Below are 26,933 nucleotides of genomic sequence, written 5' to 3' on the forward strand. Positions count from 1 at the left end.
TGATCTTGGAGCGATAATATTCAGCTCATACTAACTTAATTTATCATATTAGGCACTGATTTGCAAGAAGATTTTTAGTGACTAACAACAAAAGTAGCTTGTCAGGTGATAGTTTTTCATTGTCTGATTTTAAATACTTAAGAAATCCATGCACAAACGTAAGACGATAAAGATGAAAATTTAAGAGTTCAAGAAAAAAATGTAGTGTTCCGTGTTTGATTAATATAATTAAAGTACTTAGATAAATGAAAAAGGAGGAAAATATGAGCTTAGAAATTAAAAAGTTGAAAAAGAAAATGAATGAGCAGGAAATTATTAAAGGAATCAATTTGACTATTCCAGAAGGCGAAATTTATGGCTTTTTAGGCGCAAACGGTGCAGGTAAAACTACTATTTTCCGCCATATTTTAGGCATCTACTCTCCTGATGAAGGGGAAATAACATGGCAGGGACGTAAAGTTGATCGCTTTGATGCTAAAGAGGTCGGTTATCTTCCAGAAGAGCGTGGACTATATCCGAAAAGAACGGTGAGACAACAATTAACTTTCTTTGGGAAGCTCCGTAAAATGAAAAAGAAAGAAATTGAAAAAAGTATCCTCTTTTGGCTGGATTTTTTTAAGATACAAAAGAACGTAGATCGAAAAATTAGTGAATTGTCAAAAGGGAATCAACAAAAGATTCAATTTATTGCGTCGATCATTCATGGACCCAAGCTTGTCATTTTGGATGAACCATTCTCTGGGCTAGACCCGATTAATGCGAATCAACTAAAAGAAGCAATTCTTTTTTTGAAGGAAAATAGTGCTACGATCATTTTCAGCTCTCATCAAATGGCAAACGTAGAAGAAATCTGTGAAAACATTTGTATGATGAAAAAGGGTGAGGTTCTTGTAGAAGGAAATTTAAAAGAAATCAAAGATGAAACGGATAAAAGAAAAGTGATTGTTCAGGCTGATTTTGACAGAGAAATATTAAAACAAGATTTTGAAATAGAATCGTATAAAGAAGAAAATGATGTTATTTCTTTTTATGTAAAAGATGAATGTACTGCGAAGAAAATTCAAAAATTTATTTTTCAATCAGAAAATATTCAGCAATTCAGAATTGAGCCAATTTCGTTAAATGATATTTTTCTAGAAAGAGTGGGTGAGTAAAGTGAAAAATATAGTGACGATTGCTTTAGAAACATACAAACAAAAAGTCGTGTCAAAAGTGTTTGTTATTATACTGTTGGTTTTGATGGTAGGGACATTTTTGGGAATGAATTATGAAGGGATTCTAAAAAAAGAGGAACCAAGTAAAGAAACCATCCTTGTTGTTTCAAATAATCAAGAAACTGTTACTATGCTGAAAGAAGTTGGTAAAGGTACCAATCTGAACTTTGTTGACGGCGGTCAAAAGTTATCAGATGCTGAGAAAGAGCTGAAAGATAGAGCGAGTAAAACCATTTTGAAAATTGAAAAGAGTAGCGCTGGTCTATACGAAGGAAAAATTTATTACGAAGGAGCTCTCCAATATAATGTGTCTGAACAATTACAAAGTCTTGTAACCACTGTAAATCAATCGATTAAATTAAATCAATTAAATATTGATGCGGCGCAACAACAGTTTTTGAATGAAAGCACACGTTTATCCTTAGAATCTTTAGCTGGAAATCAAGATAATTCGGTTCAAACATTAATACTAGTTTATATTGTTGGCTTTATTCTCTACATTGCAGTTATGCTCTTTTCTACAATGGTTGCTCAAGACATTGCGGTGGAAAAGAGTTCAAGAGTTATGGAAATTTTACTCACAACAATTACACCAGTTCAGCATTTAATTGGTAAAATTGTTGGCATTGGGCTAGTTGGGGTAACGCAAGCAGCAGCAATTTTTGGGGCTGCGTATGCATCTTATGGAATTTTTGGAGATAGTACAGGAGTATTTGACTTTTTGAGTGAAGGCAAAAATAGTCAAGCAATCATCTTAGCTATCATATGTTTCGTTTTAGGTTATTTGCTATATTCTGTTACGGCTGCTATTTTAGGTTCTGTTGTTTCCTCTGTTCAGGAAGTTCAACAGTTGATGTATATTTTGATTATTCCTTTATTTATTGCGATGTTTATGGTAATGATTCTTGCAGCTGGATTAGGAAGTAACCAAGCGACTATCATTTCATCTTATATACCGTATCTATCACCGATAGTCATGTACGCACGTTATATGCTGGGGGATGCATCGTTAAATGCTTTTGCTGTAGCGATGGGAATTAATCTGGTTTTTACTGCGATTTTAGCGTTTCTAGGGAAGAGTGTTTATCAAGGGGGCGTGTTTATTTATAGTGGAGATAAACTTATAAATGTTTTCAAAAAAGCGTTTAAATCTGGGAAATATTATGTTAGATGAGTATAAAAAGTCTTGTCGCAACTCTCATGTATAAAACATTTATTTTGATAAATAAAAAAGTAATTGAAATTGTACACTCAGTATAGCGAGTGTACAATTTTTGTTTATAGCGTAATAGTCGGGCACCGAAATCTACTTTTTCTCAGTTTCACTTGTAAAGAAAGCTTGAATTGTCTTTTATTAGAGTATATACTTTTTTTATTAACTGAAATATAAGGAGGTTTTAATTTGGCGAGGTTTGTTTTTATTCTAAGTAATATCACGGCAGTGGTTCAAGTGTTCTTTAATTATCTAAAGTCAAAAGTAGTAAAGCTTAATAAAAAAATTACTTTACATAGTATTTTCGGATTGATGGTTATCGCAATTTTGAATGGCAAAATAATTTCTGCTATAGGAATGTATGGATTTGCTTGGATTTATTTGAGTATAATAATTTTAGGTTATTTTTTTATCTCTAAAAGCCTTATTAAAGTTTTAGGTATAAATTCTTATATCGTCATTATTTCAGCTATAAGTGGTCAGTTTGTATCCTTTATAAACGCCGATTGTAAAATTAAGCTAGACAAATAAAAAAGTCATTTGTGCTACACTCAAGATAGTTCCCGCAAAAGAATTATAAGGAGTGAAGACAAATGACCTATACCCATCTTACATCAAATGAACTTGCAATGATAGAGGCGTATTATAATAATCATCAATCTGTAGCCAAAACCGCAGTACTATTGAATAGATCTAGACAAACGATTCATAAAGTTTACCAATTTTTCAAAACAGGGCACAATGCTCTAGATTATTTCAATCAATACAAGAAGAATAAAACTCGCTGTGGCAGACGTCCTATTGTCTTATCAGATGAACAAACAGAATATATTCAAAAGAGGGTTGTTCAAGGTTGGACACCTGATGTGATTGTTGGCCGTGCAGAGTTTTCTATTTCTTGTTCTATGCGTACACTTTATCGTATGTTTAAACAAGGCGTATTTGAAGGGACTCACCTACCTATGAAAGGAAAACGTAAAGCCAACGGACACAAAGAAACTCGGGGAAAACAATCTTTTCGTCGATCACTTCGTGACAGAGGAAATGATTATTCTAAATTCAATCAAGAATTTGGCCACCTTGAAGGGGATACTATTGTAGGTAAAAAGCACAAAAGTGCTGTTATTACCCTCGTTGAGCGATTATCTAAAGTAATCATCACTCTTCAGCCAGAAGGCAGACGAGCTATAGATATTGAAAATCGTTTGAACCAATGGATGCAATCTGTACCTAAGCATCTATTCAAATCAATGACTTTTGATTGTGGAAAGGAATTTTCAAATTGGAAATCAATCAGTAATATCAATGATATTGATATCTATTTTGCAGATCCTGGTACACCATCACAAAGAGGTTTAAATGAAAACTCTAATGGTTTATTACGTAAAGATGGTTTACCAAAGCAAATGGACTTCAACGAAGTTGATGAATCTTTTATCCAATCTATTGCATCGAAAAGAAATAATATCCCTCGAAAATCATTAAACTATAAAACACCAATAGAAGTATTCTTGAGTCACATATGCAAAGAGGAATTGTCTAACTTAATTTGACAATTAATAAAAGGAAAAAATATTTGGCACAGAACTAATTTTTTCAAGTAATTTAAACATGTTTTTACATAGTACATTTCGGCTAGCACTATCAGTAATTCTGACGATATTAATGATAAAGGGGATAAAAAAACTAGAAAAAAAGTTTTCTATTATCAATGAGTGTCTTCTGCTTTTTAATTTGATAGGAATCGGCACAATGATTATCTACTATACCAGCCTGATTTTAGGAAAATATTTGGGGAATAACAAGGAAATAATTGTAGTAAATTCAATCTTTCTCACGCTCTATTTAGTCGTTTCATTAATTTCTTTTATTGTGTATCTTAGTTCGCTCAAAAATAAATATGATATTCAACAGAAGGAAACAGAATATTTAGAAAATCAGAGATATATGGAGGCAATGGAGAAACAATTCAAGGAGATTCGGAAGTTTCGGCATGATTATAAAAATATCCTAAATTCATTAGAAGATTTTATTGTAAGTGGAGATTACGAGAGTCTTAATGACTATTATTTCAGTAAAATAAAGAAAGCATCAAAATGCATTGACCAAAATGGGTTCAAGTTAGAAGCGATTGGAAACATTCGAGTAAGAGAAGTTAAAAGTCTCCTTGTGTCTAAGTTGATTTCAACGCAAGAAAAAGGAATGGATGTACAGTTAGAAGTGACTGAACCAATTGAAGAATTAGCCATTGATTCAATTTCTTTGGTTAGAATACTAGGTGTTTTTTTAGATAACTCTATAGAAGAAATCGAATTTTTAGGTGAGGGTAAGCTTGTAATCGCTGTATATAAAGATGCCTCTGCTGTACATATTATTATCCAAAATTCATGTAGGAAAAATTTACCAAAATTCCATCTACTTAAGCAACGCGGTTTTTCATTAAAGGGCACTGATAGAGGAATGGGATTGAGTAATGTTCAAGAATTGCTTCAATCCCTAAATAATGTTCAACTAGCTACATCCATCAGTGATGGATGGTTTACTCAAAAATTGACGATTGAAAACAATAGGAGGTGCGAATAAGGTGATTTCTATTATTATTTGCGAAGATGATTGGCGACAACGACAAATGTTGGAAACCTATGTTAAAAATTACATAATGATGGAAAGTCTTGATATGGAACTGGTTTTTTCAACAGGAAATCCGTTAGAAGTACTTGAATTTGTCAAAAGTCAGTCTAGAATAATTGGGTTATATTTTCTAGATGTTGATTTACAACATGAAATGTCAGGATTAACCTTAGCAGCTAAAATCAGAGACTACGATAATTTAGGTAAAATCGTTTTTGTCACAACACATGGGGAACTGTCCTATCTGACGTTTACGTATAAAGTGGAAGCGCTGGACTATATCATTAAAGACAACAAAGAACATCTACAGCAGAAAATCTGTGAAAATATTCAATTGGCTCATGAACGTATAACTAGTGAACGTGGAGATACAAAAAAATTATTTAAATTTAAGGACGGCGATACCATTCGGTCTGTAGATATGACAACAATCATTTTTTTTGAATCTTCTTCCGTATCGCATAAAATTGTTTTACATCTTGAAAACGGAGAAATTGAATTTTATGGTTCCTTAAAGGAGATTGAAGAACAGTCTAATGACTTTTATCGTTGTCACAAATCATATTTAATCAACCGCAAGCATATAAGTAAAGTTATAAAAAGCGAACGGATTGTCGAAATGAGTAATGGAGAAAGATGTTTAGTCTCAGTGAGAGCCATGAAAAACCTCTAAAATCAGCAGACAAGATTCAATGAACCAAGTCGAATCTTGTCTTTTTCTGCATTGACAATGCACGACAAACGTTGTAAATTGTACAAATGTTGGTAATTATGAGGAAGGGTCTATAATATCTGACGAACTTCCTTTTAATTAAAGGCTGGATATGATAAAATGTTATGGAAGAAAATAGGGCGAATGTGCTCTTATAAGGAGGCTTTCATCAATGGCTGTAAAAATTCAAACACCCGCAGGTACCATTGAGATTACCAATGATGTGATCGCTACAGTAGTTGGCGGAGCTGCGACAGATATTTACGGAATTGTCGGAATGGCAAGCAAAAATCAAATTAAAGATAACTTAAACGATATTTTACGTCGTGAGAATTACTCACGTGGTGTCGTTGTTCGTCAAGAAGACAACGGAATCGCAGTGGATGTCTACACGATTGTTAGTTATGGTACAAAAATTTCTGAAGTTTCTCGTAACGTCCAAGAAAAAGTAAAATATAATCTTGAAACATTATTAGGTGTCACTGCGAATTCAGTTAACGTTTTTGTTCAAGGAGTTCGTGTATTACCGGATTAGAGGTAGTGTACTGTCAACGATGCAATTGCACAAGGAAGTCGTGTGTTGCCGTTAGCGGTAAATCTGAAGGAGGATTTTTTAGGTGAATGTAACAGAAATCAGCGCAGGTCAGTTCCAGGAAATGGTCCAGGCAGGTGCGACTCGTCTGCACACAAATGCAGAATATGTCAACTCATTAAACGTTTTCCCTGTACCCGATGGTGATACAGGAACAAATATGAACTTATCAATGACCAGTGGTGCAAAGGCTGTGGCCGATTCTCGCTCTGAAAAAGTAGGAGAATTAGCAGGTGCGTTATCCAAAGGGTTATTAATGGGTGCTCGTGGAAACTCTGGGGTTATTTTATCTCAATTATTCCGCGGCTTCTCAAAACAAATTCCTGAGGTTACAACATTAAATGCCAAAGACTTGGCCGCTGCCTTTACACATGGTGTAGAAACAGCGTATAAAGCAGTGATGAAACCCGTTGAAGGAACAATCTTAACTGTTTCTCGTGAAGCGGCGCGTTCTGGTGAACGTAAAGCGAAAGAAACAGATGACTGTATCGAAGTTATGACAGCTGTTGTAGCAGGTGCTAAACGTGCCTTAGCGAAAACACCTGATTTATTACCTGTCCTAAAAGAAGTCGGCGTTGTAGATAGCGGGGGTCAAGGACTACTATTTATCTATGAAGGATTTTTAGAAGCGCTTAGTGGTGAATTTTTACCAACTGAAACGTATGAACCAAGTCCTGCCGAAATGGACGAAATGGTTAATGCTGAACATCACCGTGGTGTTAGTGGCCACGTTGCGACAGAAGACATTAAATTTGGCTATTGTACAGAAATTATGGTTCGTATCGGCGAAGGCCCAACCGTGGACAGCGCTTTTGATTATGAAACATTCAGAAACTACTTAAATGAACTAGGGGATTCTCTATTAGTCGTTAACGATGACGAAATTATCAAAGTTCACGTACACACTGAGCATCCAGGTGAAGTGATGAACTACGGCCAAAAATTTGGTTCGTTAGTAAAAATAAAAGTAGACAATATGCGTTTACAACATGAAACGTTAGTTGAACGCGATGCTCAGCAAGAAGCGTTGACTGAAAAAGTTCGCGTACCGTTTGCTGTGATTGCTATTGCAGCCGGTGAAGGCGTTCAAGAATTATTCCGAAGTTTAGGTGCAAGCTACATTATTAGTGGTGGCCAAACAATGAACCCAAGTACGGAAGATATTTTAAAAGCAGTCAAAGAAGTGAATGCAGAGCAAGTCATTATCTTACCAAATAACAAAAACATCTTTATGGCAGCTGATCAAGCAGCAGAAGTTGCCGATGTACCAGTAGCGGTTGTTCCATCTAAAACCATTTCTCAAGGAATGACAGCAATGTTAGCTTTCAATGATCAACAATCATTAGAAGAAAACAAAGCAAGTATGACGGAAATGTTAGACAGCGTTGTGAGTGGTCAAGTAACCACAGCTGTTCGTGACACAACCATTGATGACGTTGAAATTAAAAAAGATGACTTCTTAGGAATGATTGATGGTAAAATCGTCGTTTCTGAAGCAGATCGTTTTAATGCATCATTAGACACGTTGAACCGCATGATTGATGAAGACACTGAAATCGTGACAATTATTGTCGGCGAAGATGGTTCGGTTGAAGAAGCTGAAAAGCTAATCGCTATTTTAGTTTCTGAAAACGATGAACTAGAAACAGAACTTCATGAAGGTGGACAACCTGTGTATCCATACTTATTCTCAGCAGAATAGGTTTTCGTGATGAAAAAATAAAAACGAATAGGCTGGTTCATTAGTTAGGGCTAATGAACCAGCCTATTTAATGAATGATCCATTTTTTTTTGCGTATATTAATGAGGAGGGGATTTTATGGACATCACAGATTTAGTCAGCGTATTGCCCGGCGTTGGCCCAAAACGTGCTGAAAATTTACAAGAACTGGGGATTGCTACAATTGAAGACTTATTGACGTATTATCCCTTCCGCTACGATGATATCCAAGAAAAGGATTTAAGTGAGATTCAGGATCAGGAAAAAGTTACGCTAAAAGGGCTAGTGGTTTCGGAAGCAGTCGTTAGTCGGTACGGTTATAAGAAGAGCCGGTTAACGTTTCGAATGATGCAGGAACATGCGGTCATTAATGTTTCCTTCTTCAACCAACCTTTTTTAAAAGACAAAGTAGTTCTTTCCGAAGAAATTGCTGTTTATGGCAAATGGGATGCCAAGAGAAAATCATTAAATGGCATGAAAATCTTAGCTTCTAAAGGAGACAATGAAGATTTCGCCCCCATTTATCATGTGAATAAAAAAGTCCGCCAAAGCACGTTGGTTCAGTTAATCCGCACTGCTTTTGAAGAGTATGGTTCGCTGATTGAAGAGATTTTACCGAATGATTTATTAGAAAAGTACCGCTTGATGTCTAGAAAAGAAGCAATGTGGGCGATGCATTTTCCCAGTAATCCAGAAGAAAGCCATCAAGCTAAACGGCGAGTAGTCTTTGAAGAGTTTTTCCTTTTCCAACTTAAAATGCAAGGATTGAAGAAACAAGAAAAAGCGGAAAAAAATGGCTTAGCCATTCAATATGATGTGGATCGCTTAAAAACGTTCACCCAAGGACTGCCGTTTGAATTGACAGGCGCCCAAAAAAAAGTGACCAATGAAATTTGTCGAGACTTGCGAAGTCCGAAGCATATGCAACGATTGCTTCAAGGTGACGTGGGGAGTGGGAAAACGGTAGTGGCTGCGATTGCGCTATACGCCACCATGACCGCTGGCTTTCAAGGAGCGTTGATGGTTCCAACTGAAATTTTAGCGCAACAGCACATGGAAAGCTTACAGCAGTTGTTTGATCCATTAGAAGTGCGAACGGCCTTATTAACAGGTTCCACCAAAACGAAAGAACGTCGTCTAATTCTCGAAGAACTGGCCAATGGCGAGATTGACATTGTGGTAGGGACCCATGCTTTGATACAACAAGATGTCAGTTTCCATCAATTAGGTTTGGTAATCACCGATGAGCAACATCGTTTTGGTGTGAATCAGAGAAAAATATTAAGAGAAAAAGGCTTAAAACCAGATGTTCTATTTATGACGGCCACTCCGATTCCTCGAACGCTGGCCATTACAGCCTATGGCGAAATGGATGTATCAATCATTGATGAAATGCCAGCTGGACGGATTCCAATCGAAACACGTTGGATTCGGCCGCCGCAGTTAGATACTGTTTTAGAATGGATGGAAAAAGAACTGGCTCGAGGACATCAAGCCTATATTATTTGTCCATTGATTGAAGAATCAGAAGCCTTAGATGTGAAAAACGCAACAGAAATTTTTGAACATATGCAAAGCTTTTATTCCCCAAGATATCAAGTGGGATTACTACATGGTAAAATGAAAAACCAAGAAAAAGATGACATTATGCAGGAGTTCAAAGACAATCAGCTGCAATTATTGGTTTCTACCACCGTTATTGAAGTTGGCGTGAATGTACCAAATGCCACAGTGATGTTAATTATGGATGCGGACCGGTTTGGGTTAGCACAATTACATCAGTTACGGGGACGTGTGGGGCGTGGCTCCAGTGCATCTTATTGTATTTTAGTGGCCAATCCGAAAAATGAAATGGGCGTTGAGCGTATGAAAATCATGACAGAAACCACCAATGGTTTTGTCTTGAGTGAGCGTGATTTGGAACTTCGCGGACCTGGGGAAGTGTTCGGTGCACGGCAATCAGGGGTGCCTCAATTTGCGGTAGGAGATATCGTGACGGACTTTAACATTTTAGAAGTTGCGCGCCAAGAAGCAAGTGCCCTATGGCAAGTGAAAGAATGGTGGCAATATCCTGCTTATCAAGGCTTAGCCAATCGAGTGAAACCCCAAGATGAGGCAGCCCAATTTTTCGATTAGAAGAGGTAATTTTTGAAGCCAGAAAGTAAAAGCCAATGCGTATTTCTTTGAAAAAAATATGTTATACTTGTTAGGAAACAAAAAAGTAGGAGGGAATCACTCATGAAAATTGCTGTAGATGCAATGGGTGGAGATAACGCCCCACAAGCAATTGTTGAAGGGGTTATGCTAGCCAAACAAGACTTCCCAGACATTGAATTTCAATTATATGGAAAAGAAGCCGAAATAAAAAAATACATCACCGATGAAAAAAACATTACGATTATTCATACCGATGAAAAAATTGCTAGTGACGATGAGCCAGTTAAAGCAATCCGTCGTAAGAAAACTGCTTCCATGGTTTTAGCAGCGCAAGCAGTTAAAAATGGGGAAGCCGATGCGATTTTTTCTGCAGGCAACACCGGAGCGCTATTAGCAGCGGGTCTGTTCATTGTCGGCCGCATCAAAAATGTGGAACGTCCCGGTTTGATGTCAACTTTACCTGTCATGGGAGAACCAGACAAAGGGTTTGACATGTTAGATTTAGGAGCCAATGCAGACAATAAACCAGAACATTTGGTTCAGTATGCCGTTTTAGGTTCATTCTATGCTGAAAAAGTTCGGAACGTTCAGAATCCTCGTGTCGGTCTATTAAATAACGGAACTGAGGAAACAAAGGGCAGTGAATTAACGAAAAAAGCCTTCGAATTGTTAGCAGCAGATGAAACGATTAATTTTGTCGGAAACGTTGAAGCACGAGAATTATTAAATGGCGTAGCTGACGTGGTGGTGACAGATGGCTTCACAGGAAACGCCGTTTTAAAATCCATCGAAGGCACAGCTATGAACATGATGAGCTTGCTGAAAACAGCGATTCTTTCTGAAGGTGTCAAAGGAAAAATGGGCGCCTTATTATTAAAGAATGCGTTGCGTGGCATGAAAGACGAAATGGACTACTCAAAACATGGGGGAGCGGTTTTATTTGGCTTAAAAGCGCCAGTCATTAAAACGCATGGGGCCACGGGTCCTGATGCCGTCCGCTACACCATTCGTCAAATTCATACAATGTTAGAAACCCAAGTTGTCCCACAATTAGTGGAATATTATGAAGGCAAAGCAGAGTAATTTGCAATTGTCTTGACATCAGTTTGTTACTCAAATGAAAAAAAGATGGACAAATACCCAAATTGTGAGTACAATGTATCTTAGCGTTTTAGTAAAAGAAAGAACCTTTTTTCAAAAGCAGTGGAGGTGAATACAGTTGACTCATGAAGAAGTACTTCAAAAAGTAGCGAAGATTATCTCAAACCACTTTGATATTGAAGCGGATCAAGTAACAGATCAATTAAACATTAAAGATGATTTGAACGCTGACTCAATTAGCGTAATGGAGTTTGTTTTAGAACTTGAAGATGAATTTGGAACAGAGATTTCAGATGAAGATGCAGAAAAAATTGAAACAGTTGGTGCCGCTGTAGATTATATTGTGAGTAATTCATAAAAAATAATAAGACAAAGTCGATTGACATTCGTGTTGATCGACTTTTTTTGCGTACATAATGGTTATTTTATTAAGCAATAAGGCTATTTTTACACATATTTTTGTAAAAAAAATCATACATGTAAAAAAATAACTGCGAAAAAAGTTATTTTATCTTGCTTTTTATGGAATAATTCTATAAAATTATGAAAAAACAATGAGCTGTAAATTAACATTGATAAAAATTAGAAAGTGCTATCATTAAATATTAGTTAATTTATATAATGTTTTTGAAAGGACGTAAGGGGTGCGTATGGATGCAAGGAAATGAACAATTACTAGAGGTTTCAGGATTAGAAACAGCATTTAGAATCAAAGATGATTATTATAATGCCGTCGATGATGTTTCATTTGAATTGAAGAAAAATGAGATTCTGGCAATCGTCGGAGAATCTGGTTGTGGAAAAAGTACCTTAGCAACAACGATTATGGGCTTACATGATCCCAATCATACCAAAATTACTGGGGAAATTTTATACAACAATTTAAACTTAACTACGTTTAATGAAACATTGTACAACAAAGTCAGAGGAAACGATATTGGGATGATTTTCCAAGATCCGTTGTCTGCACTGAATCCGCTCATGCGAATTGAAGACCAAATTAAAGAAAGTCTAACGTATCATACCAAAATGACCGCACAACAAAAACAAGCACGGGCCATTGAACTGTTAGATCAAGTGGGGATTCCCAACCCAGAGCGTGTCGGGAAACAGTATCCTCATGAATTGTCTGGCGGCATGCGCCAACGGGTGATTATTGCCATTGCAATCGCGTGTAAACCACCGATTTTAATTGCAGATGAACCCACAACGGCCTTAGACGTTACCATTCAGGCACAAATTCTCGATTTGTTAAAAGATTTGCAAGAAGAAACAGGGAGCGGCATTATTTTAATTACCCATGACTTAGGTGTAGTTGCGGAAATGGCTGATCGTGTAGCGGTTATGTATGCGGGTCAGTTTGTAGAAGTAGCCACTGCTGAAGAATTGTTTAGTCATCCGAAACATCCATATACACGTTCCTTACTTCAGTCCATTCCCCAAGAGAATTCAGATGAAGAAGAACTTCATGTGATTGAAGGGATTGTTCCTTCGTTAACCAAATTACCTAGAAAAGGTTGTCGGTTTGCCCCACGAATTCCTTGGATTGATGCATCGGAACATGAAGAAAATCCAACATTACATGAAGTTGCACCGAATCATTTTGTTCGTTGTACATGTTATAAACATTTTCATTTTAGAGACGGGGAAGGGGAAGCGTAATGACAGAAATTATTCAAATTAAAGATTTAAAAGTTCATTATCCAATTCGCAGCGGCTTCTTCAATCGAATCACTGATCATGTTTTGGCGGTTGATGGTGTGGATTTCATGATTGAACAAGGTAAAACGTATGGGTTAGTTGGTGAATCGGGTTCTGGAAAATCAACGACAGGAAAAGCAATTATTGGTTTAGAAAAAATTACAAATGGTGAAATTATTTATCAAGGACAAGATGTAACCAAGCCGCGAAGTCGAAAAGCGATCGGATACAACAAAGATGTCCAAATGATTTTCCAAGATTCGATGTCAAGTTTAAACCCTAAAAAACGAGTACTAGATATTATCGCCGAACCAATTCGAAATTTTGAACGGTTAAGTGACCAAGAAGAAAAGAAAAAAGTCAAAAGTTTGTTGGATATTGTGGGGATGCCAGAAGATGCGTTGTACAAATATCCTCATGAATTTTCTGGTGGACAACGCCAACGTTTAGGCGTCGCCCGAGCGGTGGCTACCAGCCCCAAATTAATTATTGCAGATGAACCTGTTTCAGCACTGGACTTATCTGTGCAAGCACAGGTATTGAATTTTATGAAAAACATTCAACAGGAATATGGGTTAAGTTACTTATTTATTTCCCATGATTTGGGCGTAGTTAAACATATGTGTGACAACATTGCCATTATGTACAAAGGCCGTTTTGTAGAAATCGGTACACGCCAAGATATTTACACTAATCCACAACACATTTATACCAAACGCTTACTTTCAGCAATTCCTAAAATTGACGTAGCGAACCGAGAAGCTCACAAAGAAGAACGAAGAAGAGTTGAGCAAGAGTATCGGGAAAATCATAAAGACTATTATGATGAAAATGGGCGGGTTTATAACTTACATGCGATTAGTCCAACCCACCAAGTAGCGTTAAAAAATGGAGGTGCTGAATAATGTGGAAAACAATTTTACGCCGTTTGTTATTGATGATTCCGCAAGTGATTATTTTAAGTGTCTTGATTTTCCTGTTGGCTAAAATGATGCCAGGTGATCCGTTTACAGGATTGATTAATCCGAACCAAGACCCGAAAGTGATTGAAGCCATGCGTGAAGCTGCCGGGTTAAATGATCCTTGGTACGAACAATATTTCCGTTGGATTGGCAATGCCTTACATGGAGATTTTGGGCATAGTTTTATCTTTAAATTACCTGTGTCCACGCTCATTGCTGGTCGGGTGGGGAATACGATTGCATTGGCCGCTGTATCAGTCATAATCACTTATTTAATCGCCATTCCTTTCGGTTTAATTGCTGGCCGTTACCAAAATTCATGGTTTGACAAAATGGTGGTTATCTACAACTTCTTCAGTTTTGCCGTGCCATTATTCATCTTTGCCTTGATTATGCTCTTTATTTTTGGGTATCGCTTAGACTGGTTCCCAACGAGTGGAACCGTGACTGTTGGTTTGGCTGAGGGAACATGGCCGTATTATTTAGATAAACTGAAGCATTTAATTTTACCAGGGGTCACTCAAGCGTTGCTAGGGACAGCGGTCACTATTCAATATTTGCGGAGTGAAGTGATTGATGTTAAAAACATGGACTTTGTTCGTACTGCTCGTTCAAAAGGAGTGCCAACGAATAAAATTTTTAATCGACACATTTTTAGAAATGCAGCATTACCAATTGCCTCTCAATTAGGTTATGAAATTACTGCTTTGATTGCCGGATCAGTCGTTATTGAAAAGATTTTTGCTTTCCCAGGAATTGGAAAATTATTTATTGATAGTATCATTCAACGTGACTATTCCGTTATTACCGCTCTCGTGTTGATTTTGGGATTGGCAACCCTTATCGGAACCTTAATTTCTGATATTGTAATGAGTATTGTTGATCCAAGAATTCGAATTCAGTAGAAAAAACACGAAGAAAGGGTGATAAAAATGGAATTGACAGAAGAAAAAAGAGAAGAAGTCTTACAAGAAAGTATTCCACCAATGGGCTTTCGGATGATTGCGCGAGAATTCGTCAAAGAAAAAATGGCGATGTTTTCTTTAATCCTTTTGGTCATTATCTTATTAGCCGTTTTTATCGGTTCGTTAGTGTTAGACCAAAGTGCCGTTATGCATGTAAGTATTTTAGATAAATATGCGGAACCAGGTACCGTTACAATGAATGGCACCAAGTTCATTTTAGGTGCCGATGAAGGGGGTCGTGATGTTTTAGGACAATTGATTATCGGGGCTAGGAACTCGATTTTAATCGGTTTTGCCATTACGATTATTACGTCTATTATCGGGGTCGGTTTAGGGATTATTTCCGGTTATTATGGAGGTATGATTGATAATATTTTGATGCGTATCGTGGATTTTATTATGATTTTGCCAATTATGTTAATTATTATTGTGTTCGTTTCCGTGATTCCTAAATATAGTATCTGGTCCTTTATTTGGATTATGTGTGCGTTTTATTGGGTTGGAAAAGCGCGGTTGTTCCGCAGTAAAACGTTATCTGAAGGGCGCCGAGATTACGTTAGTGCCTCTAAGACAATGGGAACAAGCGATTTTAAAATTATGTTTCGAGAAATTATGCCGAATTTAAGTTCGTTAATTATTACGAACTTAACGATTAATTTCGCGGCCAATATCGGGATCGAAACAACGTTAACTTTCTTAGGCTTCGGGTTACCACAAAGTGTCCCAAGTTTAGGAACCTTAATTGGCTACGCCAGCAGTGGGGATGTATTAGTCAATAAACAATGGGTTTGGTTACCTGCATCAATTCTAATTTTAGTCTTGATGTTAAGTATAAACTATGTTGGACAAGCATTTAAGCGCTCAGCAGATGCACGACAACGATTAGGCTAATTAGCCAAAAAATGAGGGAGGAAAAGAGATGAACAAGAAACGGATTTTAGGTGCAATCACGTTAGCTTCTGTGTTAGTATTCGGGTTAGCTGCATGTGGTGGCGGCAATAAAGGCGGGGGCAATAAAGCAACGGAAACAGAAGACATTTCAAAAATGCCAATCGCTGTTAAAAATGATAAAAAAGCAATTGATGGCGGGACATTAGATGTCGCTGTAGTTATGGATACACAATTCCAAGGACTTTTCCAGCAAGAATTTTATCAAGACAACTATGATGCACAATACATGCTTCCAACAGTACAGCCATTATTTAACAATGATGCAGACTTTAAGATTGTCGATGGGGGTCCTGCGGATCTGAAATTAGATGAAGATGCCAATACAGCAACCATTAAATTACGTGACAATTTGAAATGGTCTGACGGTAAAGATGTGACGGCAGATGACGTGATTTTCTCTTATGAAGTCATTGGTCATAAAGACTATACAGGGATTCGTTATGATGATAACTTTACGAATATTGTTGGCATGGAAGACTACCATGCTGGTAAATCGCCAACCATTTCTGGCATAGAAAAAGTCAATGATAAAGAAGTTAAAATCACTTATAAAGAAGTTCACCCAGGAATGCAACAATTAGGTGGCGGTGTTTGGGGTTCAGTTTTACCAAAACATGCCTTTGAAGGAATTGCTGTTAAAGACATGGAATCAAGCGATGCAGTTCGTAAAAACCCTGTGACTATTGGACCATACTACATGAGTAATATTGTGACAGGTGAATCTGTTGAATACCTACCAAATGAGCATTACTACGGTGGTAAACCTAAATTAGATAAATTAGTGTTCAAATCTGTTCCTTCTGCGAGCATTGTAGAAGCGATGAAAGCGAAACAATACGATATTGCATTATCAATGCCAACAGATACGTATCCAACATACAAAGATACTGAAGGGTATCAAATCTTAGGACGTCCCGAACAAGCCTACACGTATATTGGCTTTAAAATGGGCACGTTTGACAAAGAAACAAATACAGTGAAATACAATCCAAAAGCGAAAATGGCAGATAAAAGCTTACGTCAAGCCATGGGCTATGCAATTGACAATGATGCAGTCGGCCAAAAATTCTACAACGGCTTACGAACAGGGGCAACAACGTTAATCCCACCAGTCTTCAAGAGCTTGCATGATAGCGAAGCGAAAGGCTATACGCTTGATTTAGACAAAGCGAAAAAATTATTAGACGATGCTGGTTATAAAGACGTAGACGGCGATGGCATTCGCGAAGACAAAGAAGGCAAACCACTAGAAATCAAGTTTGCTTCAATGTCAGGCGGCGAAACTGCACAACCACTTGCTGATTACTATGTCCAACAATGGAAAGAAATTGGCTTAAACGTAACGTATACAACAGGACGCTTAATTGATTTCCAAGCATTCTATGATAAATTGAAAAATGATGACCCAGAAGTAGATATCTATCAAGGCGCGTGGGGCACAGGTTCAGATCCTTCACCAACCGGCTTATATGGTCCAAACTCAGCCTTTAACTATACACGTTTTGAGTCAGAAGAAAATACTAAATTACTTGATGCGATTGATTCAAAAGCATCATTTGATGAAGAAAAACGTAAAAAAGCCTTCTACGATTGGCAAGAGTATGCCATTGATGAAGCGTTTGTAATCCCAACGCTTTACAGAAATGAAGTCTTGCCAGTCAACGACCGTGTAGTTGACTTTACTTGGGCAGTTGATACGAAAGATAATCCATGGGCAACGGTGGGTGTCACTGCGGAAAAACGTTAAACAACGTTCCGCTGATTTAATAGAGATAGAACGAGGTCGGGACAGAAGTGTTTAACTCCGAGAAATAAGAAGGAGTTGCTTCTGTTCCCGCCGTTTATCAGTTTTTGAGCGTGGCGCAAAAATCCAAAGTGATTTTTGTCCCACGCTCTTTCTATCTCTTACGTAAACAAACGCTTTTATCTCAATCATAGCTCTATTTATTTATTTTTTTCTAAAAAATAATGAGAACACAGTGAATAACAGGCTTTTTCTGAATAGAACCATTTAAAAAAAGTGAAAAAAAAAGTATAATGAAACAAGGTGTAAATAAATGTAAAGGAATGTGGAGAATGGACAATCAGTTAACAACAGAGTTAAAAGAACGTTACGGCATTGTTTTCCATGATGTCAATCTATTAGAGCAAGCTTTTACTCATTCATCCTATGTGAATGAGCATCGCTATTTAAAATTATCCGATAATGAACGTCTTGAATTTTTAGGAGATGCAGTTTTAGAATTAATTGTTTCACAATATTTGTATTTAAAATTCCCAGAACTTCCAGAAGGAAAATTAACGAAGATGCGCGCAGCCATCGTTCGGGAAGATAGTTTAGCCAAATTTGCGAAAGAATGTCACTTCGACAACTACATTTTATTAGGTAAAGGAGAAGAAGCATCGGGCGGACGAACACGTGCATCATTATTATGTGACTTATTTGAAGCCTTTTTAGGTGCCCTCTACTTAGACCAAAAAGTTGGCGCAGCCAAGAAATTTATTGAAGACGTTATTTTTCCGAAAATTGATGCCGGTGCTTTTTCACATGAGATGGATCACAAAACACAATTACAAGAAGTTTTACAACGCAAAGGCGATGTTTCAATTGAATATCGCTTAATTAAAGAAGAAGGCCCTGCTCATGACCGCACCTTTTTCACTGAAGTTTACATGAATGGTGAACTCATTGGGTTAGGCCAAGGAAAATCGAAGAAGTTAGCTGAACAGGATGCCGCTGAGCGGGCACTGAAAAGTATTCCTCAGTAAGGCTGGAAGGAGCAATATTCGTGTATTTAAAACGAATTGAAATTACAGGATTTAAATCATTTGCAGATAAAACCATTATTGAATTTGAAGATGATGTGACAGCAGTGGTTGGTCCGAATGGAAGTGGGAAAAGTAATATCACGGAAGCCGTTCGTTGGGTATTAGGTGAACAATCTGCGAAAAACCTTCGCGGTGGCAAAATGAACGACATTATCTTTGCCGGTTCGGAAGGTCGTAAGCCGCTAAATATTGCGGAAGTTACCGTGACGTTAGACAACAGCGACCATTATTTAGCATTGGATTATAGTGAGATTAGTGTCACCCGTCGTTTAAAACGAACGGGCGAAAGTGACTTTTTTATTAATAAACAAGCGTGCCGTTTAAAAGATATTCAAGATTTATTTATGGATTCAGGGTTAGGCAAAGAATCTTTTTCAATTATTTCGCAAGGGAAAGTTGAAGCGATTTTTAATAGTAAACCTGAAGACCGTCGTGGGATCTTTGAAGAAGCAGCGGGCGTTTTAAAATACAAACAACGAAAGAAAAAGGCTGAACAAAAGCTTTTTGAAACCGAGGACAACTTAAGCCGTGTCCAAGATATCATTTACGAGTTGGAAGACCAATTAGTTCCTCTAGCCGCCCAAGCAGATGCGGCTAAAAAGTATTTAGCTTTGAAAGAAGAACTTACCGAAATTGATGTCAATTTAACTGTGACCGAAATTCAAGAAGCAAAAGCTATTTGGGAAACGAAAACGCAAGAATTAACAGCCATTGAAGAAAAGTTAGCTGGCGCAAGTAAGCAAGTCCATGACTTAGAAGGCAAATTGGTACGTTTACGCAGCAAGCGCAATCGTTTAGATGAACAAATTGAAACGGAACAACAACAATTATTACAAGTGACAGAAGCGTTGAAACAAGCAGAAGGACAAAAAAATGTTTTAATTGAACGTTCCAAACACACCTCCCAAACGGCAAGCGAATACGAAGAGACATTGGCAGAAACGGCCGAAAAAATTGTTCGTTATCGAGAAGAATTGCAGACGCTGGAAACAGCAATCGCAGAAAAAACGGCACAACGTCAGACGTTAAAAGAAGCATTGGCTTTGGCAACGAAAGATGTGGAAAAATATAGTAAGTCTTCTAAAGAATTGATGGAGGAATTGCGCAGTCAGTATGTGGAAGTCATGCAAGAACAAGCCAATACAGCCAATGACTTAAAATATTTAGAACGACAATATCAACAAGAAACAGCTAAAAATCAACAATCGCTAGCAAAACACGAAGCGCTAGAAGAACAGATGGTTGAAGCTCTTGCAATGAAAGAGACGCTAGAAAAAGAGCAAAAAGTTGCAAAACAAGGCTTACAAGAACAACTGGAAGAATACACTGCGTTGAAAGCAACGCTTGAAGCTAAGCGTGAACGATTAGCACAGCGTCAAAACGATATGTACCAAGCGATGAATCAAGTGCAACAAGCGAAGGCACGCCAAAAAAGTTTGCAAGAAATTCAAGAAAATTACGCTGGCTTCTATCAAGGCGTGAAAGCTGTATTGCGTCACAAAAACCAATTAACTGGGATTGTTGGCGCAGTGGCTGAGTTAATTGAAGTGCCTAAAGAATATACGTTGGCGATTGAAACGGCCCTAGGTGGTGCGGCGCAACATATTGTTGTGGAAAATGAGAAAGATGGTCGAGCAGGCATTACCTTCTTAAAACAACAACACAGTGGCCGGGCAACCTTTTTACCATTGACTACCATTAAGCCGCGCTCTGTATCGGCGATGGTTCAGAATCGTTTGGCTGGTGCACCGGGCTTCGTGGGGATTGCCAGTGAATTAGTTCGTTATCCAGAACAAGTACAAACCGTTATTCAAAATCTCTTAGGCGTCACGATTTTAGCGGCAGATTTAACGAGTGCCAACCAGTTAGCAAAATTAGTCAATTACCAATATCGCGTTGTCTCATTGGAAGGCGATGTGATGAATCCTGGCGGTTCGATGACTGGGGGAGCCAATAAACGTGGCAACCAAGGAAGCCTATTTTCACAAGCGCAAGAACTTCAAACAATTACTGAACAAATGACTCAATTAGAAACACAACTAAGAAGTGTGGAACAAGAAGTCCAAGCGCTCTCGCAAGAAGTGAAAACAGCCACGGAACGTGCAGAAATGTTGCGCTCTGCTGGTGAACAAAATCGCTTAAAACAACAAGAAATTGACAATAAATTAGCCAATCAAACAGAAACGATTACTCGTTTAATAAAAGAAAAACGCTTGTTTGAATATGAATCACGAGAATTACATCAATTCTTAACCGAATATCAAACGAAAAAAGCCACATTGACAGAGCAACAAGCAAACTTAACGGCAACGAAAGAACGTTTAGATGCTGAAATGAAACAAGTGGAACAAGAAGCTAGCCAAATGGAAACCTTTAAAGCCCAAGCTCAAGAACGCTTGACGACAGTTCAAGCAGAACAAGCAGTAGCGGCGGAACAATGTGCCCATTTTGCTCGTCAAAAGCAAGACAAACAAGAACAATTGGACGAATTGTTGATTCGAGAAACGGCCATCCGTCAACAGCTACAACAACTAAGTAGCCATTCTAGCGATCATCAGTTAACCGAAGAAGGCTTAGCGGCACAAGTCGCGCAATTAGCGGAGAAACAAACAGCGTTGCAAACCTCTTTACAAACGGCACGTAGTCAACGACAAGCGTTGCAAGAAGAAGTAGACGAGTTAGATACAAAATTAGCGGAAGAAAACAAACGCCAACAACAGTATTTAGCAGATAAAACACAAATTGAAGTCCTAAAAAATCGTGCAGAAATGCAATTAGATAGCTCGTTAAGTTACTTACAGGAAGAATACAGCTTAACCTTTGAAGCTGCCTATGAAGCGTATTTCCCAATCGATGATTTAGCGCAAGCGCAGCAAACAGTGAAACGCCTAAAACAAGAAATTGAGCGGTTAGGACCTGTTAACTTAAGTGCCATCGAGCAATTTGAACAAGTCGATGAGCGCCATCAATTTTTAGTCAGTCAACGAGATGATTTATTAAATGCGAAAGAACAATTATTTGAAACCATGGATGAAATGGACCAAGAAGTGAAAGAACGGTTTAAAGAAGTCTTTGAAGCAATTCGTGGCCAGTTTAAAGTGGTATTTCCTAATATGTTTGGTGGCGGACGGGCAGAACTGGTGCTAACTAACCCAGAGGATCTCTTGAATACAGGGATTGAGATTGAGGCGCAACCACCAGGGAAAAAATTACAACATTTAAGCTTGTTGTCTGGAGGCGAACGGGCATTAACGGCGATTGCGTTACTCTTTTCAATTATTCGTGTTCGACCAGTTCCGTTCTGTATTTTAGATGAAGTAGAAGCAGCTTTAGATGAAGCCAACGTTGCTCGTTTTGGCCATTATTTAAGCGAATTTGAAGATGGCACACAGTTTATTGTGGTGACGCATCGTAAAGGGACAATGGAAGCCGCAGATGTTTTATATGGCGTGACTATGCAAGAATCTGGGGTTTCAAAAATCGTTTCAGTTCGCTTGGAAGAGGTCAAAGAAGGTGGCGCAATTGAAAAAAGCAATTAGCCAGAAGCAAGGAGGAGCGAACGTTTGATAAAATTAGTTGCTATTGATTTAGATGGAACATTATTAAATAGCCAAAAAGAGATTTCTTTACGGAATAAACAAGCACTGATGGCTGCGAAACAAGCAGGCGTGAAAGTTGTTATCTGCACAGGTCGACCTTTGGCAGCTATTGGTCCTTACTTAGAAGAATTAGGTTTACAAGAGGAAGGCGATTATAGCATTACTTTTAACGGCGGATTGGTTCAAAAAAATGATACAGGGGCCATTATTGAGAAAACATTGATGCCCTTGGAAGCGATTCATGAGCTGTACCAATTAGCAACCACACTCAACATGCCGTTTGATGTCTTATCCGATGAGGTCGTGATGCAATTGCCTTCTGCACCTAATTATCCTTCAATTTATAGTTCTCTAAACAAATTATTAACCTTTGAGTCCTACAAATTAGAAGAGTTAACCCCGAATCGAATTTATAACAAAGTTGTTGTTGCGATTGATGAAGCGTATTTAAATGAACGCATCAAGGAAATTCCGGCCTCTTTTTATGAGCGTTTTGAAATTATTAAAACGCGAAATAACTTATTAGAATTTATGCCAAAGGGGATTACGAAAGCCTATGGTATTTCCTTGTTAGCCAAAGATTTAGGAATCCGTGCAGAAGAAATCATGACCCTAGGGGACGAAGAAAATGATTTGCCGATGATCGAATACGCTGGCTTAGGTGTCGCCATGGCAAATGCGATTCCATTAGTTAAAGAAGCCGCAGATGTCGTTACAGACACGAATGACCAAGATGGCGTTGCCAAAGCGGTCGAAAAATATATTTTAACGCCGTTGGAAGGAGGCCAATAAGAATGGGATTTTTTGATAAAATTAAAAAAGCTTTTTCCGCTGAAAAAAAGGAAGAAGAAAAACAAGAGATAATTGAAGAAACAGTAGACGAAACACCTAGTGATGAATCAGCGCCTGCTGAATCAAAAGAAACCGCAGCAGAAGAGGCGCAAACAACGCCAGAAACGACAGCGGAAGAAGTCACAGAAACAGCCGATTTAACAGATAACGCTGAAATGGAAAAATTAGCTGGCGTAGAAGAAGCATTAGAAGAAGAGCCAGAAGAAATCCTGACAGAGGAAACACAAGAAGTTGTTGTGGAAGCGCCTGAGGAAGAAAGTAGTGTCGTAACTCCGTTGGCAGAACCAACAGACACGCAGGTTTCAGAAGAAATTGAAGAGTCAAAAGAAGAGCAGGTCCAAGAAAAATATGAAAAAGGCTTGGAAAAAACGCGTAAAACATTTGGTCAACGGTTGAACGAATTGTTTGCTAATTTCCGGAGCGTTGATGAAGATTTCTTTGAAGAATTAGAAGAAACGTTAATTGGTGCAGACGTAGGCTTTGATACATCCTTAAAAATTACAGAAGCCTTGCGACAAGAAGTGAAACTGCGAAACGTGAAAAAACCAGCTCAAGTTCAAAATACCATCATTGAAAAAATGGTTGATTTGTATGAAGAAGCAGGAATTAATGAAAATAATGCGATTAACTTACAGCCAAATGGCTTAACCGTGATTTTATTTGTCGGTGTTAATGGAGTGGGGAAAACAACCAGCATTGGTAAATTAGCCCATCAATACAAGTTGGAAGGAAAGAAAGTTTTAATGGCCGCTGCCGATACGTTCCGAGCGGGCGCCATCGATCAATTAGTTGTTTGGGGTGAACGGGCTGGCGTTGAAGTTGTACGTGGGAATGCTGGCGGCGACCCAGCAGCGGTCGTTTTCGATGCAGTGGAACGTGCCAAAGCAGAGCAGGCCGATGTTTTGCTAGTGGATACAGCAGGTCGGTTACAAAATAAAGTCAACTTAATGAAAGAATTAGAAAAAATCAAACGAGTCATCCAACGAGAAATTCCAGATGCGCCTCACGAAGTTCTCTTAGTCGTGGACGCAACTACTGGGCAAAATGCGATGACACAAGCCAAACAGTTCAAAGAAACAACCGATGTCACTGGCTTAGTTTTAACCAAACTAGACGGAACAGCCAAAGGTGGTATTGTCATTGCTATTCGGAATGAATTACACTTGCCAGTGAAATTAGTTGGTCTAGGTGAAGGCATTAACGATTTAGAACCATTCAATGCCAACGATTTCGCAATGGGCTTATTTAAAGGCTTATTAAAAGATGTTTAGTTGTAGAAAATAACAGGTTTGGGAAGAACGTGGGACAGGAGCCTGGGACAAAAATCACTTTGGATTTTTGTCCCAGGCTCAAAACCTGATAAACGGCGGGAACAGAACCAACTCCTTCGGAAATAAGTCGAAATTCTCCAAAAATTAAAGAGCAATTTTCGGAAATTTCTTCTTATTTCTCGGAGCTAAACGGTTCTGTCCCGACCTCCTGTCCCGCCGTTTATTTTAGGATTGGGACGGATGTTCTAAGTTCTTCCTAAATTGTTTCTGAAAAAATGAAGGAGTGAGGGAGAAGATGACAGAACAAATGTGGATTGAGAAGTTAGGATTAGAAGCGCATCCTGAGGGCGGTTATTTTAAACAAACCAATAAAAGTGAACAATTGATTCCGACCAAACGAGGCGAACGGGCGTTGCATACAGCGATTTTGTTTCTATTAAATACAGAAAGTCCGTCACATTTTCATCGTTTAAAAGCGGATGAATTATGGTTTTTTCACGATGGTCAGCCGTTAACCGTTCACTGTATTTTTCCTGATGGAACGTATCAAGCTGTTCAGTTAGGGAAAGACTTAGTTCAAGGACAACAGCTTTCGTTCTCAGTTCCTGCCGGCACAATCTTTGGCTCTACAGTAGCGACAGGATTTGCGTTAGTCAGTTGTGTAGTTACACCAGGCTTTGAGTTTGAAGACTTCGAGTTATTTACTCAAGCGGAATTGTTAAACGATTATCCACAACATAGTGAAATCATTCAGCACTTGGCTTATCGAGAATTACCTTAAGAAAACGTTTTAGTAACATTTCTTTTATGAATATGCTAGTATAAATCAAACAAGCTTGTTGATTTTGTCGCAACGCACAGTTAGCTGTCGTAGATGATTAAAAGAAAGGGATGAATCACATGGGCACAATGGTTTTTGTTAACTTCCCAGTAGCGGATGTCCAACGTTCTACAGCCTTTTATGAAAAACTTGGATTCAAAAAGAACGAGGAATTTTCAACAGAGGAAGCTAGTTCGATGATGTGGGATGATCAATTTTGGATTATGTTGTTGAACCATGACTTTTATGGAAAATTTATCCAAGAAAAGCAAATTATTGATGCGCAAACAACCAGTGGAGCATTAATTTCCTTTAGTTTAGAGAGTGCCGAAGCCGTAAAACAGTTTGGCGAAACCGCCAAAGCTAACGGAGGCAACTGTTACCGAGTTGATATGGGAATACCAGAAGAGCAAATGTATGGCTTAGAGGTGCAAGATTTGGATGGCAATAGCTTAGAACCTGTCTGGATGAAGATGTAAAAAGAGCCGCAAAATCTCTACAGATTTTGCGGCTCTTTTCCTACAAAAAACTATTGTAAATTATTGGCATTAGTAGCTTCAACGCCATAAGAATCAGCTACTTTTTTCAAGCTAAATCCTTTTCCGTAGACTTCACTCGCACTCATTGAAATCAAAAAAGCTTCTTCATCAATCTCAAGAATGGCTTCTTTTAAGCGGGGAAAATCTTTTTCACGAATGACAGTCATTAAGAGCATGCCTTTCGCGCTTCGATAACCGCCTTCGATTGGCACCAAGGTCACACCTTTATCTAGTTCACGTAATAAGCGTTCTTGAATAGCGACATATTTTGGTGAAATAATCATCACATTCTTCGAGCGAACCAGACCAACTTGAATCATGTCAACGACACGACCAATTGTAAATAAACAAATTAAAGAGAATAACACAATATCTGCATTAAAAGCATACATTGCTGATAAAATGACTAAACCATCGACGAATAAAATAGCAATACCTAAGGAAACTTTGAAGTATTTATTAACAATTTGTGAAATGATTGCTGTCCCACCAGTTGAAGCATTGCCACGGAAAACCAAGCCTAGGCCAGCACCTGTAATAATACCGCCAAATAATGCTGCTAGAAAAATATTATGTGTTAAAACAGGCATCCCCGAAGTAATTCCTACAAAAAATGGATAAATAAGACTGCCATAAATGGTTTTGACACCGACCTCTTTCCCAAGAAGTAAGAAACAAAGCACTAAAAGAGGAATATTGATGGCGTAAAGAACAATGGCGGGACTAATCCCGAAAACATAATTAATAACAATACTAATGCCATTGGCTCCGCCTGCGACAAGTTTATTTGGCAATAAGACCGCATTGATTGAAATGGCCAAAATGAATGCACCGACTGTTACATAGGCGGTGTCTTTTAAACGTTGGGCTGTAAAAAATTTGTTCATAAAATACCTCCAATTATTTATTAGTTTAGTGAATGATGACATAAAAAAAGACAGAACATGAGAGACAAGCCTAATCGACTTATGTCCCACACTCTAAATCTTCAACTAATCAACTGAACACTTTTTCCTTATACTAACATGAAATACGACAAGAAAACATAGTGAACAAACAATTTTTTGGAAAAGAGGTCGGGACAGAACCGTTTAGCTCCGAGAA

The 26,933-nt window shown here is 38.1% G+C and carries 23 protein-coding genes; 22 read left to right on the top strand and 1 reads right to left on the bottom strand.

The window, feature by feature from the left end; translation table 11 throughout:
• Positions 1-263 precede the first annotated feature (263 nt).
• The 22 genes from HMPREF2810_RS04750 to HMPREF2810_RS04860 all read left to right on the top strand — a co-directional run bounded on the left by HMPREF2810_RS04750 (position 264) and on the right by HMPREF2810_RS04860 (position 25,769).
• The gene (locus tag HMPREF2810_RS04750) at positions 264-1,154 is read left to right on the top strand and encodes an ABC transporter ATP-binding protein (RefSeq protein WP_002361011.1); all 891 of its coding nucleotides are present in this window, start codon (positions 264-266) and stop codon (positions 1,152-1,154) included.
• Positions 1,147-2,388 (top strand): ABC transporter permease, encoded by a 1,242-nt coding sequence (locus HMPREF2810_RS04755; RefSeq protein ID WP_002385209.1) that lies wholly within the window; start codon positions 1,147-1,149, stop codon positions 2,386-2,388. Before HMPREF2810_RS04750 ends, HMPREF2810_RS04755 begins: the two co-directional genes overlap by 8 nt.
• Before the next feature lie 228 nt (positions 2,389-2,616).
• On the top strand, positions 2,617-2,958 hold the full coding sequence (locus HMPREF2810_RS04760) for a hypothetical protein (protein WP_010815288.1): 342 nt from the start codon (positions 2,617-2,619) through the stop codon (positions 2,956-2,958).
• A gap of 62 nt (positions 2,959-3,020) precedes the next feature.
• Positions 3,021-3,980, top strand: coding sequence for an IS30-like element IS1062 family transposase (locus HMPREF2810_RS04765; protein ID WP_002355175.1), 960 nt, complete (start codon positions 3,021-3,023; stop codon positions 3,978-3,980).
• A 199-nt stretch (positions 3,981-4,179) separates the two neighbouring features.
• Complete coding sequence (locus HMPREF2810_RS04770) at positions 4,180-5,010, top strand: sensor histidine kinase (protein WP_010815287.1); 831 nt, start codon at positions 4,180-4,182, stop codon at positions 5,008-5,010.
• Between the two features lies 1 nt (position 5,011).
• Positions 5,012-5,731 (top strand): LytR/AlgR family response regulator transcription factor, encoded by a 720-nt coding sequence (locus HMPREF2810_RS04775; protein WP_002388606.1) that lies wholly within the window; start codon positions 5,012-5,014, stop codon positions 5,729-5,731.
• A gap of 211 nt (positions 5,732-5,942) precedes the next feature.
• Positions 5,943-6,305 carry an Asp23/Gls24 family envelope stress response protein gene (locus HMPREF2810_RS04780; protein ID WP_002354933.1) on the top strand — a complete coding sequence of 121 codons (363 nt, stop codon included), beginning with the start codon at positions 5,943-5,945 and terminating at the stop codon, positions 6,303-6,305.
• Positions 6,306-6,387: 82 nt separating this feature from the next.
• Positions 6,388-8,064 carry a DAK2 domain-containing protein gene (locus HMPREF2810_RS04785; RefSeq protein ID WP_002354936.1) on the top strand — a complete coding sequence of 559 codons (1,677 nt, stop codon included), beginning with the start codon at positions 6,388-6,390 and terminating at the stop codon, positions 8,062-8,064.
• Between the two features lie 117 nt (positions 8,065-8,181).
• Positions 8,182-10,218 (top strand): ATP-dependent DNA helicase RecG, encoded by a 2,037-nt coding sequence (recG, locus tag HMPREF2810_RS04790; protein WP_002385212.1) that lies wholly within the window; start codon positions 8,182-8,184, stop codon positions 10,216-10,218.
• Positions 10,219-10,320: 102 nt separating this feature from the next.
• The gene (plsX, locus tag HMPREF2810_RS04795; RefSeq protein WP_002354938.1) at positions 10,321-11,322 is read left to right on the top strand and encodes a phosphate acyltransferase PlsX; all 1,002 of its coding nucleotides are present in this window, start codon (positions 10,321-10,323) and stop codon (positions 11,320-11,322) included.
• Between the two features lie 136 nt (positions 11,323-11,458).
• Positions 11,459-11,698 (top strand): acyl carrier protein, encoded by a 240-nt coding sequence (acpP, locus tag HMPREF2810_RS04800; protein ID WP_002385213.1) that lies wholly within the window; start codon positions 11,459-11,461, stop codon positions 11,696-11,698.
• Positions 11,699-11,961: 263 nt separating this feature from the next.
• A complete protein-coding gene (gene opp2D, locus HMPREF2810_RS04805; protein ID WP_002365359.1) occupies positions 11,962-13,002 on the top strand; it encodes an oligopeptide ABC transporter ATP-binding protein Opp2D in 1,041 nt (346 codons plus the stop codon).
• Positions 13,002-13,946, top strand: coding sequence for an oligopeptide ABC transporter ATP-binding protein Opp2F (gene opp2F, locus HMPREF2810_RS04810; RefSeq protein WP_002354942.1), 945 nt, complete (start codon positions 13,002-13,004; stop codon positions 13,944-13,946). The genes opp2D and opp2F overlap by 1 nt, the downstream gene beginning before the upstream one ends.
• Entirely contained in the window at positions 13,946-14,908 is a 963-nt protein-coding gene (gene opp2B / locus HMPREF2810_RS04815) for an oligopeptide ABC transporter permease Opp2B (protein WP_002354943.1), read from the top strand. The genes opp2F and opp2B overlap by 1 nt, the downstream gene beginning before the upstream one ends.
• A 27-nt stretch (positions 14,909-14,935) precedes the next feature.
• Entirely contained in the window at positions 14,936-15,859 is a 924-nt protein-coding gene (gene opp2C, locus HMPREF2810_RS04820) for an oligopeptide ABC transporter permease Opp2C (protein WP_002365358.1), read from the top strand.
• Positions 15,860-15,887: 28 nt separating this feature from the next.
• Entirely contained in the window at positions 15,888-17,666 is a 1,779-nt protein-coding gene (gene opp2A / locus HMPREF2810_RS04825; RefSeq protein WP_002365357.1) for an oligopeptide ABC transporter substrate-binding protein Opp2A, read from the top strand.
• A 329-nt stretch (positions 17,667-17,995) separates the two neighbouring features.
• Positions 17,996-18,688 (top strand): ribonuclease III, encoded by a 693-nt coding sequence (gene rnc, locus HMPREF2810_RS04830; protein ID WP_002354946.1) that lies wholly within the window; start codon positions 17,996-17,998, stop codon positions 18,686-18,688.
• 20 nt (positions 18,689-18,708) lie between these two features.
• Positions 18,709-22,287, top strand: coding sequence for a chromosome segregation protein SMC (gene smc, locus HMPREF2810_RS04835; protein WP_002385215.1), 3,579 nt, complete (start codon positions 18,709-18,711; stop codon positions 22,285-22,287).
• A gap of 24 nt (positions 22,288-22,311) precedes the next feature.
• Entirely contained in the window at positions 22,312-23,139 is an 828-nt protein-coding gene (locus HMPREF2810_RS04840; protein WP_002354948.1) for a Cof-type HAD-IIB family hydrolase, read from the top strand.
• A gap of 2 nt (positions 23,140-23,141) precedes the next feature.
• Positions 23,142-24,470, top strand: coding sequence for a signal recognition particle-docking protein FtsY (gene ftsY, locus HMPREF2810_RS04845; protein WP_002385216.1), 1,329 nt, complete (start codon positions 23,142-23,144; stop codon positions 24,468-24,470).
• A 295-nt stretch (positions 24,471-24,765) separates the two neighbouring features.
• Positions 24,766-25,251 carry a cupin domain-containing protein gene (locus HMPREF2810_RS04855; RefSeq protein WP_002381091.1) on the top strand — a complete coding sequence of 162 codons (486 nt, stop codon included), beginning with the start codon at positions 24,766-24,768 and terminating at the stop codon, positions 25,249-25,251.
• Positions 25,252-25,370: 119 nt separating this feature from the next.
• Positions 25,371-25,769: a VOC family protein gene (locus HMPREF2810_RS04860; RefSeq protein ID WP_002354951.1), complete on the top strand. Its 399-nt coding sequence runs from the start codon at positions 25,371-25,373 to the stop codon at positions 25,767-25,769.
• Positions 25,770-25,819: 50 nt separating this feature from the next.
• On the opposite strand, the gene HMPREF2810_RS04865 is transcribed toward HMPREF2810_RS04860, so the two are convergent.
• A complete protein-coding gene (locus HMPREF2810_RS04865; RefSeq protein WP_002365354.1) occupies positions 25,820-26,716 on the bottom strand; it encodes a YitT family protein in 897 nt (298 codons plus the stop codon).
• Between the last annotated feature and the right edge of the window lie 217 nt (positions 26,717-26,933).

Origin of the sequence: Enterococcus sp. HMSC078F03 (genome assembly GCF_001811595.1) — a bacterium.
In the GTDB taxonomy this organism is placed as follows: domain Bacteria; phylum Bacillota; class Bacilli; order Lactobacillales; family Enterococcaceae; genus Enterococcus; species Enterococcus faecalis.